Here is a 15,971-nt window from a genome sequence, read left to right on the forward strand (position 1 = left end):
ACACTCGGCAATCCGAACGAAAGAATGATAGAGGTCCTGGGATTTCGAGGTAGCGCCAAAAGCACGTACGGATCACTGGCGCTTCCTTTGTGGGCCGCACTAGAATATCCCGACCTGTACCCATTCATTATTCCCACAGCTGACACGGGACTTCAAGCCGCGATAAATATCGCTAACATTAAAACAGAACTGGAAAGCAATGAACTTATAAAGCAGGACTATGGAGTGATCAGGGGAGAATTCGTGGAGGATTGGACGCTCGAAAGCGAAGAAGAATGGCAGGCGAAGAATATGCTCCTCTCGACAGGCGTTCGAATACTCGCGCGCTCAAGAGGTCAAAAGATCCGAGGGTTGAGACATAAACAGCACAGGCCAAAACTCATAATCGTTGACGACCCCGAGGATCTTGAATGGGTCCGTTTGAAGGATAACAGGGACAAAACAGAACGATGGCTGAGGGGGGAAGTTATTCCCGCAATTGATGAGACAACCGGAAGACTTGTTGTGATCGGTAACCAACTGCATACCGATGCGCTGATGGCACGTCTCAAAAGGGATAAAGTATTCAAGCACTTGGAATACCCGCTAGTTAGAGCAAATGGAGTATGTTCATGGAAAGCGAAATATCCGAATGCCGAATCATTGGATCTCCAGCGAGACAAAGTTGGGGTAAATGCATACCTGCGTGAGTATCTTCTGAAAGTGGTACCTGAAGAAGGAGCTGATATCAAAGAAGAATGGATCCACTACTATGATGCTGAACCGCCCGAAATGCAAACGGGACTAAGTGGAACGGGCATAGACTTGGCGATAAGCAAGAAAGAAACAGCCGACTATACCTCGATGGTGTCCGGAACATCATTCGTCAAAGAAGGTATTCCAAAAATTTACATTAAACCAAATCCAATCAATGCAAGACTTTCCTTCCATGAGACGATCGAAACAACCAGAGCGATGTCCGTGGCGAATCCCTTCTCGATATTCTTTGTCGAAAGCGTGGCATACCAGAAAGCGGCGGTAGAAGAAATGGAGAGGGCTCTATTGCCGGTTATTGCCATGACGGCAGGGTCCGATAAACGAGCTAGGCTACGTGCTGTTGCCATTTATATTCAGAACGGCACGATAGTCTTTCCAAGAAAGGGATGTGAAGACCTACTGATTCAGCTTCTCGGCTTTGGCGTTGAGGAACATGATGACCTGGTCGACGCTCTCGTATATTTAATTCTCGGCCTCGTCCAGCAGGGAATGCAAAATCCTGAAGTAATAGGACTAATTTAATATTATGATTCCAAATCCCAAAAATCTGCCCCTAAGTTTTGAATGGCAAAAAACCATTCGAGAAATTCTCGACATTGCCGCTAAGTTGGAACATGGAGAAATACTCATTAAAGTTCAAGGCAAAAAGCCGATCCTAACTGAGTATGTTATCAAAAGAAAACCAACCGATCCCGATGAGTTTCAGGTTACTATTCTGGGTGATTAGTTATCCACAGCCCATAATCCCTGGCGGGTATTTTTTGTAAGCGGTATACTTTTGGCATCACCAAGTTGGTGAGTTTGAATACGAAAAATTGAATATATAATTTAGCCGAATCTGGGCGGAAACCGCAGGACTCGTAGACCTCAACAAGGTCGCGAGTCCTTTTTATTTATATGAATATTTTAGAAAAAACACTCAATCTCGTAGGCCTCACTCGAATAAAAACGTCGAGTGTTCCGTTTGCATCGGGCATAACTGAAACCGATCCTTTTGTTTTGTGGAGCAAGTCCAGAAAAATCTCAATTGAAAAGTCCATGACAACTTACAATGCGTGGACGTATTCGGCCATTCGCGCCATTGCCGAAGAACTCGCCAAAATATCCTTCCGACTTTTTCAGGTGAACAAAGACGGAGTGCACGAAGAAATATTCGATCATGAACTTCTCGATTTGCTGGATGGGGTCAATCCATTTCAGACCGGCTATGAGCTCCGATACCTTACGGCCTCGCACTTGGAACTCGCTGGCAATTCATACTGGCTACTTGACGGTGTGGAAAAAGATACAGATAAGCCTAAAGCAATATTTCTCCTAAATCCTCGTTACACAAATCCTGTTCCAGCTCCTCTTCCTGAATTCATAAAAGGCTACAGCTATTCAGTTGATGGTAAATCGACTACATACAAACCTGCTCAGATCCTTCATATCAAATATCCCGATCCGAACGACCCGTATCAAGGTATTGGAACGGTGCAGGCCATAAGTGACTGGATAGACTCCGATAATTATGCGTCTGAGGTAAATCTCAATTACTTTAAAAACGGCGCCCGTCTCGGCGGACTTTTGAGTTCCGAAAATGCAATCACCGATGCTCAGATGAAAGTGCTCCGTGCATCGTTTGAAAATCTCTACAAAGGTGCTGGCAATGCCTATCGAGTGGCGGTACTTCCAAAGGGTGTGAAATATGACGAGGCATCAAGCAATCCGAAAGATATGGATTTCGCAAACCTACAGCAAGTTATGCGGGACAAGATTCTTGCGGGCTTTAGGGTGCCAAAAACAATTCTTGGTGGATCGGAGTCGGAAACCAACAGAGCGACCGCCGAAACTTCAAACTACATATTTGCAGCGCGCACGATAAAACCGAAAATGGAAATGATTGTCCAGCAACTAAATGAATTCCTCGTGCCTCGATATGGAGACAATCTATATCTTGATTTCGTTGATCCGGTCCCAGAGGATAAGGCGCAAAAAATAGAGGAAATGAAAGCGGCGGTAGCTCTTCAGCCAGTCATGAGCGTCAATGAGGCTCGAGAAGAATACTTCGGCCTAGACGGAGTTGATAACGGTGAGAGCGTAATGACTGATTTCTCAAAAGTAGCTCTTGGTAAACCAAAACCAAAATCAGTGAGCCGAACCGGAAGAAAAAACACAACCGCCGACAAGAAACCTTCGACCAGAGGCGCGAAGAATACAAAGGCCCGAAAGGTTATGGCCGAAGAAATCGCTAAAAGGATTACGGAAAATATTGAATCAAGCAAGAAACAGTTTGAAGAAGTAAAGACCAAGGCTCGACGAGATCTTTCCGATTTATCAAATTCCGAATACGAGGTTTTGTACAAAGGTTTCGTGCTCAGAGTCACACGTTATGAAAACCTGCAGCACGAGGCAATAAAAAAATTCAATAGCAATCAAAAGACGGTTGTTCTCTCAAACCTAAATCGTTTTATAGAAAAAAAGTCCTGGAAAATAACTCAGGAAGATATTTTCAATAAAGAAAACTGGATCGGAGTAATGGTTGATTTGTCCAAGCCTATCTTGAGTGATTTGTATGAATCGGAAGGAAAAGAGGCGATGCAGTTATTGGGATCAAGCGATTTCCGAATCACTCCTGAGGTCCGCAAAGCACTGGATCGAGCAATAGAACTCATGGCTCAGAGCTATAACGAAACCACTCTCGGACTTCTTAAAGACGCCATCGAAGAAGGACTCGCCGAAGGAGCGTCTCTTCCACAATTGGAAAGCAAGATTTCAAACATTTATGCCTTCAGCGACGAGGTTCGCGCTGCGCAAGTTGCCCGCACCGAAACATTCCGGATTGCTAATGATTCGACAAAAGAGGCGTGGAAACAAACCGGAGTAGTAAAGACGATCAAGTGGTACACGGCGGCCGATGAAATGGTCTGTCCTTGGTGTGAAAACATGAACGGAAAAGTTATCTCCATTGACGAAAACTTCTATGACAAAGGCGACGTTCATACAGGTTCGGATGGATCGGATCTTGATATTACTTACAGCGATGTGGGGGCGCCACCATTGCATGTGAGTTGCCGATGCTACACGAGGCCGGATGAGATAAGCATAGAGGGATAAAAATTATTAACAAACTTATGGATAAAAAAATGAAAAAAGAAGCAACGTTTCAAAAAATAAATAACGAAATCCTTGAGAAGGTCTCATTGGCATTTGCCACAAAAGAATTTAAAGATGCGATAGAAAAGACCAAGGCTGCAACCGATTCGGGAACATTCGAAGTCATAATTTCGACCGCCGATGAAGATCGCCAGGGCGAAGTTATTGATCAGAGTGGCTGGGATTTCACCAATTATAGAAACAATCCCGTGGTTCTATGGGGCCACAACTACTACGACCTACCGATTGGCGTAACTGACGAGATTTATACAAACGACAAAGGCCAGACTATCGCCAAAGGACGATTCGCTCCGGAAGAAGCCAATCCTTTTGCTCAGCAAGTTCGCCGACTCTACGACGCCAAGATTGTAAAAACAACATCTGTAGGGTTCATCGCTCGGGAAATGGAAGGGAACGTTATAACGAAAGCTGAGCTCCTGGAATTCTCCTTTGTTCCGGTCCCCGCAAACCCGATGGCACTTTCCTTAGCAAAGGAATTAAACCTCAATACTGTCGAACTCATCACAAAAGGACTCTTTGTAAAGGCTGAACCGCAGGAAGGCGATTCATGCACGACCGATGACTGCAAGGAAGGGACGATGCTCCCAGATGGTTCAGGTGCGCTCGTGTGCACGATAAAGGAGGACACAAAAGCTGAAGCTCCTGTTGAAGTGAAAGCGGAAGAACCGGAGCTTGTACAGAAAATCGGTGCAGAGCTTTCCGCTATACAGTCAGAGACGGATGCGAGCATCATCGCTCACTCCAAAGAGATCATAAGTCTGATCACTGAGGAATCTGAAGATGAGAGCGATGAAGCTAAGGCAGAAAAGACCGCACGAGTGCGACAACTGATAAGTCGCACAAAAATCAAAATAGCCATCAATGGCATGAAAGCCACGATCGGCGCCTTAGAGGAGCTCCTCAAGGGTGCCGAAGGGAAGGAAGATCTCGATGGAGATACCCTAAAGAAAAGGTCGAATGCCGCAGGGTCAGAGGTCATTGAAGCTCTCAAGGCTTTTAATGCTAACCGCCAGGTCTTGCGAATGATTAATAACATTACGAGTGATGCATTGCGAAAAATCAATGATACTCGTGAAAAAAAATAGTATGGATCAAAAACAATTGGAATTGATCAAGAGCCAGCTCCAGACCGCCGTTGAGGAGGTCATGGAGAAGCGTCTCGGCGAAGCTGTATCGCCTCTCGTTGCCAAGGAAACTCGCGCAATCGTGGAGAAGATGCAGATGGAGCGTGCAATTTTCGGCAAGGATATGACTGGTCTCTCAGGAGAGCAGAAGTCTCAGTTTGTCGACGTTGTCCGAGCTGCTGCGGGTCTTAAGGTCAAGGCAAATGAAGCGTTGATCTCCGAACAGGATAACCGTGGAGGTTACCTCGTTTCCAAGGAAGTCGAAGCCGCAATTCTTAGAATCGCAGCTTCCGTCGGTCTTGTGATGAGCCAAGCTCAGAAGTGGCCTATGGGCACTGACGAGAAGGCAATCCCAAGCTATACCGGCGCATTCCTTGAAGGAGAATTCCTCGGCGTTGATGCCGCTGGCTCTGTTACCGGAATCACATTCGGTGCCGCTAACCTTATTGCCAAGAAATGGCAGCTCGCCTTCGTGGTCGGAAACGACCTCTTGGTTGACGCTGACGTTCAGCTTGCAGACTGGTTGCTTGCTCTTGGTGGCGAAGCTCTCGCCAACATGACTGACAAGCAAGGTCTTACAGGCTCAGGTGCTCCGTTTGTTGGAGTGCTAAACCACTCTGATGTCACTGTCTACACACTTGCATCTGGCAAAGACACCTTTGCTGAGTTTGATGTGGTAGTGGATACCGCTGACACGATTGCACAGGTTGAAGAATCTGTGCTCGATGGTGCCGCTTGGTATATGAACCGTACAGTGTGGGCAAAACTTCGCACACAAAAGGATACTGCTGGAGCATTTATCTTGCCTCAGGCAGGAGCAATCTCCGCAGGAGTTCTTGCGAACAACCCAACTGGCGGTGGCATCCGGCCTATGGGTGAAATGGGAGGATTCCCAGTATTCACCTCTAAGCACTTGCCTTCAAACAGTGCAACTGCTGTTTCTACTAAGTACATCATCTTCGGTAACCTAAAGGCTTTGGCCTTCGGCGAAAAAGGTGAGATGACCGTGTCACAACACGAGTCAGGTACGTTCGGTGGAAAAGAAATTGCGCTCGCAGATCAAAGAGCTCTCGTTTACAAGAAACGGGTGGCTTTGGTCGTCGCCTTGCCAGCAGCGTTCGTGGTCGTGAAGACAGCAGCTTCTTAATCCTAAGCCCTGATTCCTCAGGGCGATGGATAGGGAAGTATTTATCAATTAAGCAATAACAAGTATGAGCGATACAAAAACATACAAAGTCTTGCGTCCGATCGGATTCAACGGTGATCGTCTTGAAAAAGATGCAACTGTTGAACTGACCGATGAGGAAGCGCAGAACATTGGTCCGGATGTGGAGCTCGTCGGCGCTCAAACCGAGCAAATTGATACCTCAGAGGAGGAATCGACGAGCGAGAGTGAATCTGCTCCATCATCCGATGGAAATGCTGAAGGATCGTTTGAAAACGACCAGCCTAAAGCAGATGCCCCTGCCGATGAGAAAGAAGAATCAGAGGAATCATCAGACTAACCCCTTTGCGAGATCCTCGCTTCTCTTTTGAGACGGAATCGTCCGATTCCAACTCAAGTCGAAATAGAGAAGGGCTGACAAGCCAAAAGGGAAACATCAAATATATGCGTTCAGTATATGACGGAATAAAAGCAGTGCTCGGTATTGCGCCGATTGCGCAGGGAGCCTCAGAAAAACTTTCTGCGGCGATCGATACTCTCGGCTATAACAGTGCGCTCATTGAAGTGAACACAGGTGCGGCCACAGGTACACCGGATTCATACTCAGTAGCGTGCAAGGTTACGGAATGCGCCACTTCAGGTGGTTCGTACACCGATGTGAGCGGAGCGACAGCTACGCTTGCAGCTGACGGAAAGCATGCGCAGATTCGAGTCGAAGGACTTGGAACATCTCGCTTGCGATACCTCAAGGTAAGCATGACTCCCGCATTTGTCGGCGGCACAACACCGGCGGCACTTATCGGAGCAACTGCTCTCCTTGGACATGCGTTCAAGGAGCCGGTAGGCAACAGCTCAACAGCTGCTTAAGTTTCAGCCACTTCCTCTCATTTATATGGGGGGAAGAAGCGGGAATTTAAACCCGAATTATTTATGGCAGAAGCATTACTTTCATATGCACTTACAACTGTAGCGCGAGTAAAGACCCGGCTCAGTATCACTGTGTCCACTCATGACACGATACTTTTGTATTTAATAAATAGCGTAACCGATTTTATCGAAGGTGAGTGCAATAGACGATTCAAATTAGCTGTATGGACCAATGAACTGTATTCAATGCAAGGCAATAGCAACGGTCTTCTTGTGTTGAAACAGTCTCCTGTTTCTGCTGTTTCTTACATTCAATTTAGAGCTGGCACAAAGACTAATCCGAACTGGACAGATTTTATGGCAGATGATTGGGAACTCTTGGATGACGGCGCATCAGGCATTATTGAGTTTCATAACGCTTTTGTTCACGGGATAAATAATATACGCATAGCATATACTGCCGGCTATAAAATCAACTTCACTAATTATGGGGATGGCAATACGCATAACTTGCCTGCAGATCTTACTGATCTTACAGAGAGGCTTGCTATAAAACTCTTCAAAAGACGGGAAGCGGAAGGGAAAGCAAGAGAAGACTTTAATGGTGGGTCGATCACCTGGAAGGATCTTCTTAATCCCGAAGATACGGAGACGATTAATAAATATAGGAGGGTTAATTTTTTCTAAATATATGGCTGGAGATTTTAGAATTGAAATACGAGGACTCAAGGAGCTCAACTTCGCTTTTAGGAATTACCCGAAAATTTCGGAGCCAATATTTCAGAAGGCGGTCATGGCAACAGGTGCCATCTTTGCAAAAAATACTCTGAAAGATAATCCAGTGCCGTGGAGAACAGGAAATCTTCTCCAATCATTCAGATACAAGACAGCACGGCTCCAAGCTGCATGGTATCCCACAGCTCATTACGCAATCTTTGTACATGACGGCACGAAATATATAAAAGCTAATCCCTTTATGTTGAAAATCATCAAAAAAGCGGAACCCGAAGTGAACAAAGTATTCCGTGAAGCTCAGGACATGGTGAACAGGCAGATAGCTAACCAAACACGACTATGACAGCAATCGTAACCACAATTAAAAATGCAGTTAAGGCAAAGCTTGACTCCCTGGTCCCGATAACACTCGGACAGGTTATTGTCGATGACTTCAAACAGGATGGATTTGCATATAAAGATATCGGGACTTTTCCTGCTGCCGTCCTTGCCTCTCCTTCGCTTGAAGGTGTAGCTGAAACTAACCGAGATAATCTCCGTACTCATAATTTTACGATTGGAATCATTCAAAAAGGAGAGAATGTTGTCTCTGCAAACGACATTGAAGAGCTTATGGAAAAGATCATCAATACCTTCGATGAAGATCCAACATTGGGAGGTGCGGCAAACGGTGGTGTTGAACCGTCTTCCTCGACTCCGGAGAGTATTACTTCTGGTGACGGTAGCTTTGTGGTTTTTACGGTTACGGTAAAAGCCAAAGCTATTAAAAATTTATCATTCTAATTTATGCAAACAAACAACAAAAACAAAATGATAGGGAAGGATGATGTGAAAAACAAACAGGAATACTTCTTCTCTGGAGGTCAGGAATATCTTCCTCAGACCATCAGAGCCGATAGCCAGAAAGAAGCGGAGAGGGTGTGGAAGGAGTCGAGAGTGAAAGTCAAAAAACCATTACAAGAAAATAATTAATTATAAATATATGTCAAAAGGAATAGGAAGATTAATACAATTTGGAATCGCAAAAGAAACGGTTCGAGGAACGCCTGAGGTGGCCGCATCCTATTGGATCCCGTTCTCAGAACTTGATTTTAACGAAAAATATAATCTTGTTAACGATGAGCAGTCTCGAGGGGTTATCGAAGATACGGTCGGGCAAAGCAAGTCAAAGGAATGGTCAGAAGGATCTGTGAAGGCTCCTATTGCCGATAAGCACTTTCCGTTGATTTTGTTTTCTGTTCTCGGTTCGCTTTCAACCGGGGATAATGCCGACTCTGATGCGACAGTAAAGGATCACATCATAACTGTGGCTCAGAGCTCGCAGCATCAGGCGCTCAGTCTCTTTGTTGATGATCCTCTGGCGGCTCAAGACTACAAGCACGGGAATGGGTCAATTTCATCGCTTGAAATTCATTATGAGCTGAATCGATTTCTTGATTACACCCTTGGTCTCAAGGCAAAAAAAGGAGAATCAGCCGTTCTTACACCGTCCTCAACTCCCGAAAACAGGTTCCTACCCCAGCATCTCACTTTCAAACTCGCAGCAAGCTACAGTGGCCTGACCGCAGCCTCTGCGATGAACATTCGGTCTCTAAGTTTGAAGATTGATCACAATCTCGAAGACGATGACGTTCTGGGTAGCGCAGCTCCTGCCGATTTTCTAAACAAGCAATTCAGTATTGAGGGAACACTTGAAGCAACCTGGAATAACGAGACAGACTTCAAAACATCAGCTCTCGCTACGACCCCAAAGGCCATGCGCATAGATCTTATCAACAACGACGTCACGATTGGAAACTCCGCTCATCCGGAGATCAGGATTGACCTTGCGAAAGTGATCTTCAAGGAAATTACTCGGCCGGTAAAAATCAACGATATCGTTCGCCAGACCTTGTCGTTTAAGGCTCACTATAGCCTAACCGATTCGCTGATGATTTCGGCGCTGGCAACAAACTTGGTCGCATCTTATTAATCAAAAATAATTAATTAATTCACATGGAAAGAGAAACAATAAAACTCAATACTCCGCTCGGAAAAGAACTCGTCATTAAAAGCTTCATGACGGCAAAAGAAAGAAACGAAATCAAGCGCACGTTTCTCGAAGGCGTAAAGATAGATCCTAATCAGACGACGCAGGAAGCCGAAGCAATCCGCATGAAGGAACTCGATGCGAGCATTATGCTTCAGGCCGAAAGAAAAACGATCGAACAGCTTGTAATTTCGTATGACGGCGAAGCCGAGAAGATTCTCGAGAGATTGGATGAGTCAAGACCGGAAGAATATGACTTCGTGGTGTCCGAGCTCAACAAAGTGACAAAGGGAAATTTTCAGCCGGCGAAGTAGCGTACGAGTGGGAGAAATACTTCGCCGGAGTGTCCGCGACTCTCACTGCAGAAATGGCTGCCGCGGTCGTGTGCCGAGAGATGAAATGGACACTTGAAGAATACGAATCGCAGCCCTCGACGTTCATAGACACTTTGGTCGAGATGCTGAAAGCGGAAAGCAGGGAAATTCAAAGAAAAAATAAAAAATCATGGCCGAATCAATAAGCAAACTGGAAATATTGGTACAGCTTCGGGACGAGGCAAGCACAGCAATCCGAAGTATGAGCAACAGCCTGTCAGATCTTGGTGGGCAGTTTGGATTTGCTGGCGATAAGGTCGGAGCGTTAAGCGGTGTGCTTCAAACAATCGGATCGGGCGCGATAATCAAGGGTGCGGTAAACGCTTTCGCCGAAGCTGAGGTTCAGATGGCGAGATTCGATACAGTTCTTAAAACTCTTCCTCCGAATTTACAGACTCTAAAAGGACAGATTCTCCAGGTGGCCGATGAGGCACTTGTTAAGTTTGGATTCGATAATGAGGAAGCTGCCGTAAGTATTGCTAGACTCCTTCAAGCAACCCATGACGGTCCTTTTTCGTTCCAAGCATTTTCTGCGGCTATGGATCTCGCTAGATTCAAGGGGATAAGTCTAGAAGATGCCACACAAGCCCTAATTCTGGCCTTTCAGGGCAATGCACGGCTGTTAAAGCAGTTTGGTATAGAAGTCGACGATCATGCCTCAAAAGAGACAATTTTGGCCGCCATAATGCAGACAGTCGGCGGTCAGGCTCAGGCGTATTCGGAGACATTAAAGGGTCAGCTTGCGATTACTAAACAGCTTGGTGGCGAAGGATCGGAAGCTCTCGGACAATTGTATGCGCCGGCAATCGAAATGGTCACTAGTATGATAAGGGAATGGGTCACGTCTCAGGGTGGCATCAATAATCTTCTCGAAAGTCATAAAAATCTTTTGATAGCTGTTGCATCGGTACTTGTCGCTTTGTTTGTTGCCGGAATAATTGTGGCCATTGCCGCGGCTCTCACTTTTCTCGGTCCGCTCGGATTGATTATCGCTGCTATCGCCGCGCTTGGCGGAGTGATTGTCTTTTTCTACACGCTTTGGAAAACCCAATGGGAAAACGTCAAAAGCGTTTTCTTTACAGTCTGGAATGCAATTAAAGATTTCTTTGCCTCCCTATGGGACGGGATTCTGAATGTTTTTAATGCCGCCATTCAAAAAATTAAAGATGCAATCAGCTCTATTGTCAGCGCATACAATGCGGCGGTTGCTGTCGTGAGTGCTCCGATCAAAGCCGCGACCGGTGCCGTAAAAAGTGTGGTTTCTAAATTCGCCGATGGTGGAATAGTCACGGGTCCAACGCTCGGGCTTGTCGGAGAAGCTGGTCCCGAGGCAATCATTCCCCTCAGTCAGTTAGGGTCGGCCGGTGGTGGAGTAGTGATAAATCTTCAGGGCGATTTTTACACATCGACTGAAGTGGCCGAAACATTCGGCAATGAGCTTGCGCGAATTATTAAAAATCAGATTAATCTCGGCGGAATTAGAGCCTAAATTTCATGTCACTTGTACTCAAAATAAACAACATAGACAGAACGAACCATGTGAAATGGGATACTCTGACGAAAACAGATGTTCTTTCGAAAGAAGTCGACCGTCTGGAGTTTCAAATTTTGAAGACACCGGCCAAGACCATTCCGAACGTAAACGATGAGGTGATGCTTGAAGAAGACTCTGTGAAAATATTCGGCGGCGTGATCACTGAACGGAATGAAGTGATCAAAGGAGGTTTGCTCATTGCGTATGAAATAAGATGCAAGGACTACTCGCAATATCTGGATAGAAAAGTGGTAGTCAAAAGCTATGCGAACCTGAGCGCTCGAGCAATCGTTCTCGATCTCATTTCAACTTACACGTCTGGTTTTACCACGGTCAGTGTTCCGGCGGTTACGCCAACCGTAGGCTCGATAAAGTTCAATTATGAACAGGTGACCAGGTGTCTCACGCAACTAGCCGATCAGATAGGCTGGGACTGGTATGTTGATCACGACAAGGATATTCACTTCTTTGATAGCGAAAGCTCGTCCGCTCCTTTTGAGCTGACAGACGATGGAGACACATTCGAATGGGACTCTTTGGAAGTGAATAAAACAATTACGCAAATTAAAAATTCCGTATTCGTCCGAGGCGGAGAGTACAAAAAAACGATCTCGGAAGGCAATGCGCAAGATATATTCGTCGCTGATGGGGTGCAAAGAGTTTTTCCTCTTTCTTATAAATACGACAACATCACGGTCAAAGACAACACAACCGTCAACACGATCGGCACTGACCAGCAAACTGATCCGACCTCAGTGGATGTTCTCTACAACTTCAATGAAAAATTCATCAAATACAGCGCCGCGCCGGCAAGTGGCCATACGATCAAAGTATTCGGCGATGCATATATCCCAATCATCGCTCAGGTCCGCGATCAGATCAGTATCTCAACTTATGGAGAGTATCAGGCGGCTGTAGTTGATAAAAGCATCACATCAATAAACGAGGCTCAAACAAGGGCACAAACGGAACTTAAAAAGTATTCCGAAAGCGTCTATGAGGCCGCATTCAAAACGACCAGAACCGGGCTGAAAGTCGGCCAAAAAATCCGCGTAAACAGTGTTCTCAGAAGTATCGATAAATTCTTCAAGATCAACAAGATAATCGGAAAAGTTAGGGATGGCAATTCAATGATATACAGCGTATTTCTCATTGCATCCGGACAGGTTTCATTCACTGACATAATGGTCGATCTGTTAAGCAAAGATAAAAAGAATATCATCATCGCTTCAAACGAAGTTCTGCAAAGACTCGAGTTATTCTCGGAATCGGCCAGCGTAACTGATAGCGTGTCAGGTTCAAAATCATCTGGTCCCTACAAATGGGGTCCCGATCCTAACGCTCTCAAGTGGGGACTTGGAACATGGGGATAAATAATATTTATGAGAAAAGAAAACATACAATCAACAGGACGAATTCGAGTGATCACTACTAAAGCCGGCACGAAAGAAGTGCTGAGAGTTAGCGAGTGGACTTCGAACCTTATCATGCTTGGAGCAAACACGGGTAAAACTATCATATTGCAACGCCTAATTGGTGTAAATACATATTCTCTCAATCTCAGTCATGCCGATATGGGCACTGGTTCTACTGCTCCTTCCGCGGGGGATACCACTCTTCAGGCGCCTGTTGCGCGAGCTGCGGTAGCAAGTGGGTCGATATCGGGCAACGTGGCAACCCTGCAGTTCTTTTTTGCTGATGCCAATCTCGCTAATGGTACTTACAGGGAATTCGGTTCGTTCATTGATGGAACGGGTACGGTGAGTACGGGAAAAATCTTCAATCATGCACTGTTCGGAGTGCCTTATGTCAAAGCGTCAGGTGAAGACACAACAATAGAAATGCAGGTAACCATTACATAAATTTATGGCAATCGAATCAGGACAAACAGCATTGGCTTCAGACTTTGTCGCCTCAACCGCAGGGGCGAGTGATGCTGGGCGCGTACCGAAATTAAATGCCAGTGGACTTCTCGATAATAGTTTCCTAGGACTAACAGGAATGATCGTTCCAAGCATGGGTCGGATTATTCCCGTTGGTTGGCTTTTGTGTGATGGACAAGCGGTATCGCGCGCTACTTACGCCGTTTTATTTGCTTCTCTTTGCCCATCGGCAACGTTTACGGTTACTATCGCCTCTCCGGCTGTTTTTTCATCCAACAATCACGTCCTGGTTGCCGGAGATAGAATTCGTCTCACCACCTCGGGATTATTACCAACAGGACTAGCAACAAATACCGATTATTACGTGATTGCTTCTGGTCTTACAGCGAATTCATTTCAAATTTCTGCTACCAGAGGAGGAGCTGCAATAAATACATCGGGCTCTCAGTCCGGTACTCATACATGGCAAGTGTTTAATTCCGGTGTCGGCGACGGATCAACAACTTTCAATCTTCCAAACTTGAAAGGACGCACCGTCTTCGGGTTTGATGTGAGTGATGCAAATTTTAGCAATCTCGATACTCCAAATACATATGTAGGGGAAAAGACTCATCAATTAACAGTTGCAGAATTAGCGGCACATTCACATCAGCTTCAATTTTTTGGAAGCAGCAACGGGTCTGGATCACAATATGGTCAAGATCTTCCAGTCAGTTCACGCAGTTTAGATGGTTATTGGCAAAACGTAACAGCGTCAAGGTACAGAAATGCAAATAGTGGCAGTGATTCTGCCCACAATAACATACCTCCGTATAAAGTAGTAAATTTTTTAATCAGAATATAACAATGGCGATTCAACCAGGACAACAAGCTCTCGCATCAGACTTTATCTCAGTTTCTTCAGGTACGGGAGATGCGGCAAAAGCACCTAAATTAAATGAAAGCGGAAAGCTGTCTTCGACCTTTTTACCTTTTGGAGGTGATGGCTCAGATGGGGAATTAAACATTAGTTCTGGCGTTACCACAATTGATCTCGGTGGCCAGTCCTTAGTGGTTAAAAACTATACATCTATCTCAATCACTGGGTCAGGAAAACTCGCATTCACGAATCCAAATGCCTACGGAACAACAATAATATTGAGATCGCAGGGAAACGTAACTCTCACTTCTTCGCAGGCGCCGATGATTGATGCAAGCGGAATTGGCGCCTTAGGAGGTAATGGGGTAAGTGCTGGTAGCTCTTACGTGGGTGGCAATGTGGGTAATGCCGGCATTGGTCTAGATATTTTCCGGACAAATGGCGGTGGTAAGGGCTCTAGTGGAAATTCCGACAATGGGCCTGGTGGGCCTATTCCGACGGCGATCATGCCCTCATCGCTCCAATTTAACCAGTCGCCCCTATCGCAGAAGTATCCTCACTGTTTTGTTGGAGCGGGCGCAGGTTCGGGCGGTGCCTACCAGGGAAACTCCGGATCGGGTGGACGTGGTGGTGGTTGCGTGATTATTGAATGCGGAGGAGCTTGGAATTTCACTACAGCGAACGGTATTTCAGTCGCGGGTCGGACGGGTAATAACGGTTCAGGGACTGTAGCTGGCGGTGGAGGTGGGGGAGGCGGTGGTTTCTTTCTTGCCCTTTATAAATCGGTCATTGCCAATACTGGTACGGTAACGGTCGCTGGCGGATTAGGCGGAAGCGGTAACGCTAGTGGTCAGCCTTATGGTGGGTCCGGAGGGGGAAGTGCTACGAACGCAGGAGTAAGCGCTACGAGCGGATCAGTGGGTGGAGCTGGTGGCGCAGGGCTATCGTTCATTGGTAAATATGTCGAATAAATAATTTTATTACTATGAAAAAAAATGAAACATTTAGAAAATTTCTATATAACCAAGTCGCTCTTCTTGCCGGCATCGTTGGCGTGCTGTTTGGAATATTTAATATGCTCCAAGCTCCAAAGACAGACATCAAAGTTATCGAGACCTTGAATACGATCCGAGACAATCATATCCATACGATTGAAGAAAATCTCAAGCGCATGGAAGATTCAAGCTCCAAAGATTCTCAGGAGTTTAGGGATCGCCTGACGAAAATCGAGACGCTACTAAATGAGAGATTACCCGCTAATAAAAATTAATTTATGGAACCAGCATATCAAGGCGCATTATTAGATACTCGCTCGGAAACGGAGCAATTGAAAGATTATAAATTCGAGGAGATAGTCTCGTCGGCCGCCCCTGTGGTTTGGAGAGAGAAGAATAAAAGTTCATGGCGAAGATTTCCGATATTTGATCAGGGCCAGTCGGGATCCTGTGTGGCTCAGACAATGGCAAAGCTTCTCGGCATTCTCTATTGG

General features: G+C 45.8%; 19 protein-coding genes. All 19 read left to right on the forward strand.

Annotated elements, in window-relative coordinates:
* Positions 1-24: 24 nt before the first annotated feature.
* The 19 genes from IPJ70_04240 (at position 25) to IPJ70_04330 (ending at position 15,752) form a co-directional block, all read left to right on the forward strand.
* Positions 25-1,278, forward strand: coding sequence for a hypothetical protein (locus IPJ70_04240; protein QQR82456.1), 1,254 nt, complete (start codon positions 25-27; stop codon positions 1,276-1,278).
* 4 nt (positions 1,279-1,282) lie between these two features.
* Entirely contained in the window at positions 1,283-1,483 is a 201-nt protein-coding gene (locus IPJ70_04245) for a hypothetical protein (GenBank protein QQR82457.1), read from the forward strand.
* Between the two features lie 170 nt (positions 1,484-1,653).
* The gene (locus tag IPJ70_04250; GenBank protein QQR82458.1) at positions 1,654-3,852 is read left to right on the forward strand and encodes a phage portal protein; all 2,199 of its coding nucleotides are present in this window, start codon (positions 1,654-1,656) and stop codon (positions 3,850-3,852) included.
* A gap of 17 nt (positions 3,853-3,869) precedes the next feature.
* On the forward strand, positions 3,870-4,997 hold the full coding sequence (locus tag IPJ70_04255; protein ID QQR82459.1) for a hypothetical protein: 1,128 nt from the start codon (positions 3,870-3,872) through the stop codon (positions 4,995-4,997).
* Position 4,998: 1 nt separating this feature from the next.
* A complete protein-coding gene (locus IPJ70_04260) occupies positions 4,999-6,183 on the forward strand; it encodes a phage major capsid protein (GenBank protein ID QQR82460.1) in 1,185 nt (394 codons plus the stop codon).
* Positions 6,184-6,247: 64 nt separating this feature from the next.
* Complete coding sequence (locus tag IPJ70_04265; GenBank protein ID QQR82461.1) at positions 6,248-6,541, forward strand: hypothetical protein; 294 nt, start codon at positions 6,248-6,250, stop codon at positions 6,539-6,541.
* Positions 6,542-6,645: 104 nt separating this feature from the next.
* The gene (locus IPJ70_04270; GenBank protein QQR82462.1) at positions 6,646-7,068 is read left to right on the forward strand and encodes a hypothetical protein; all 423 of its coding nucleotides are present in this window, start codon (positions 6,646-6,648) and stop codon (positions 7,066-7,068) included.
* A 63-nt stretch (positions 7,069-7,131) separates the two neighbouring features.
* Positions 7,132-7,755, forward strand: coding sequence for a hypothetical protein (locus tag IPJ70_04275; GenBank protein QQR82463.1), 624 nt, complete (start codon positions 7,132-7,134; stop codon positions 7,753-7,755).
* A gap of 4 nt (positions 7,756-7,759) precedes the next feature.
* Entirely contained in the window at positions 7,760-8,146 is a 387-nt protein-coding gene (locus IPJ70_04280; protein QQR82464.1) for a hypothetical protein, read from the forward strand.
* Positions 8,143-8,586 (forward strand): hypothetical protein, encoded by a 444-nt coding sequence (locus IPJ70_04285; GenBank protein ID QQR82465.1) that lies wholly within the window; start codon positions 8,143-8,145, stop codon positions 8,584-8,586. Before IPJ70_04280 ends, IPJ70_04285 begins: the two co-directional genes overlap by 4 nt.
* A gap of 3 nt (positions 8,587-8,589) precedes the next feature.
* The gene (locus IPJ70_04290; protein QQR82466.1) at positions 8,590-8,775 is read left to right on the forward strand and encodes a hypothetical protein; all 186 of its coding nucleotides are present in this window, start codon (positions 8,590-8,592) and stop codon (positions 8,773-8,775) included.
* A gap of 10 nt (positions 8,776-8,785) precedes the next feature.
* A complete protein-coding gene (locus tag IPJ70_04295; protein QQR82467.1) occupies positions 8,786-9,775 on the forward strand; it encodes a hypothetical protein in 990 nt (329 codons plus the stop codon).
* A gap of 23 nt (positions 9,776-9,798) precedes the next feature.
* On the forward strand, positions 9,799-10,146 hold the full coding sequence (locus IPJ70_04300) for a hypothetical protein (protein QQR82468.1): 348 nt from the start codon (positions 9,799-9,801) through the stop codon (positions 10,144-10,146).
* A 190-nt stretch (positions 10,147-10,336) separates the two neighbouring features.
* The gene (locus IPJ70_04305; protein QQR82469.1) at positions 10,337-11,695 is read left to right on the forward strand and encodes a hypothetical protein; all 1,359 of its coding nucleotides are present in this window, start codon (positions 10,337-10,339) and stop codon (positions 11,693-11,695) included.
* Between the two features lie 50 nt (positions 11,696-11,745).
* Complete coding sequence (locus IPJ70_04310) at positions 11,746-13,113, forward strand: hypothetical protein (GenBank protein ID QQR82470.1); 1,368 nt, start codon at positions 11,746-11,748, stop codon at positions 13,111-13,113.
* A 9-nt stretch (positions 13,114-13,122) separates the two neighbouring features.
* A complete protein-coding gene (locus tag IPJ70_04315; GenBank protein ID QQR82471.1) occupies positions 13,123-13,602 on the forward strand; it encodes a hypothetical protein in 480 nt (159 codons plus the stop codon).
* Positions 13,603-13,606: 4 nt separating this feature from the next.
* Positions 13,607-14,467 carry a tail fiber protein gene (locus tag IPJ70_04320; protein QQR82472.1) on the forward strand — a complete coding sequence of 287 codons (861 nt, stop codon included), beginning with the start codon at positions 13,607-13,609 and terminating at the stop codon, positions 14,465-14,467.
* Positions 14,468-14,469: 2 nt separating this feature from the next.
* Positions 14,470-15,453 carry a hypothetical protein gene (locus IPJ70_04325; GenBank protein ID QQR82473.1) on the forward strand — a complete coding sequence of 328 codons (984 nt, stop codon included), beginning with the start codon at positions 14,470-14,472 and terminating at the stop codon, positions 15,451-15,453.
* A gap of 14 nt (positions 15,454-15,467) precedes the next feature.
* Positions 15,468-15,752 (forward strand): hypothetical protein, encoded by a 285-nt coding sequence (locus tag IPJ70_04330; GenBank protein ID QQR82474.1) that lies wholly within the window; start codon positions 15,468-15,470, stop codon positions 15,750-15,752.
* The last annotated feature ends 219 nt before the right edge of the window (positions 15,753-15,971 follow it).

It is taken from the genome of Candidatus Campbellbacteria bacterium, from assembly GCA_016699465.1.
GTDB lineage: Bacteria > Patescibacteriota > Minisyncoccia > Phycocordibacterales > EsbW-18 > EsbW-18.

Bases quoted from the DNA above. Each gene is read 5' to 3' on its own strand.
- IPJ70_04240 (QQR82456.1), top strand. From the start codon at position 25: ATGATAGAGGTCCTGGGATTTCGAGGTAGCGCCAAAAGCACGTACGGA.
- IPJ70_04245 (QQR82457.1), top strand. From the start codon at position 1,283: ATGATTCCAAATCCCAAAAATCTGCCCCTAAGTTTTGAATGGCAAAAA.
- IPJ70_04250 (QQR82458.1), top strand. From the start codon at position 1,654: ATGAATATTTTAGAAAAAACACTCAATCTCGTAGGCCTCACTCGAATA.
- IPJ70_04255 (QQR82459.1), top strand. From the start codon at position 3,870: ATGGATAAAAAAATGAAAAAAGAAGCAACGTTTCAAAAAATAAATAAC.
- IPJ70_04260 (QQR82460.1), top strand. From the start codon at position 4,999: ATGGATCAAAAACAATTGGAATTGATCAAGAGCCAGCTCCAGACCGCC.
- IPJ70_04265 (QQR82461.1), top strand. From the start codon at position 6,248: ATGAGCGATACAAAAACATACAAAGTCTTGCGTCCGATCGGATTCAAC.
- IPJ70_04270 (QQR82462.1), top strand. From the start codon at position 6,646: ATGCGTTCAGTATATGACGGAATAAAAGCAGTGCTCGGTATTGCGCCG.
- IPJ70_04275 (QQR82463.1), top strand. From the start codon at position 7,132: ATGGCAGAAGCATTACTTTCATATGCACTTACAACTGTAGCGCGAGTA.
- IPJ70_04280 (QQR82464.1), top strand. From the start codon at position 7,760: ATGGCTGGAGATTTTAGAATTGAAATACGAGGACTCAAGGAGCTCAAC.
- IPJ70_04285 (QQR82465.1), top strand. From the start codon at position 8,143: ATGACAGCAATCGTAACCACAATTAAAAATGCAGTTAAGGCAAAGCTT.
- IPJ70_04290 (QQR82466.1), top strand. From the start codon at position 8,590: ATGCAAACAAACAACAAAAACAAAATGATAGGGAAGGATGATGTGAAA.
- IPJ70_04295 (QQR82467.1), top strand. From the start codon at position 8,786: ATGTCAAAAGGAATAGGAAGATTAATACAATTTGGAATCGCAAAAGAA.
- IPJ70_04300 (QQR82468.1), top strand. From the start codon at position 9,799: ATGGAAAGAGAAACAATAAAACTCAATACTCCGCTCGGAAAAGAACTC.
- IPJ70_04305 (QQR82469.1), top strand. From the start codon at position 10,337: ATGGCCGAATCAATAAGCAAACTGGAAATATTGGTACAGCTTCGGGAC.
- IPJ70_04315 (QQR82471.1), top strand. From the start codon at position 13,123: ATGAGAAAAGAAAACATACAATCAACAGGACGAATTCGAGTGATCACT.
- IPJ70_04320 (QQR82472.1), top strand. From the start codon at position 13,607: ATGGCAATCGAATCAGGACAAACAGCATTGGCTTCAGACTTTGTCGCC.
- IPJ70_04325 (QQR82473.1), top strand. From the start codon at position 14,470: ATGGCGATTCAACCAGGACAACAAGCTCTCGCATCAGACTTTATCTCA.
- IPJ70_04330 (QQR82474.1), top strand. From the start codon at position 15,468: ATGAAAAAAAATGAAACATTTAGAAAATTTCTATATAACCAAGTCGCT.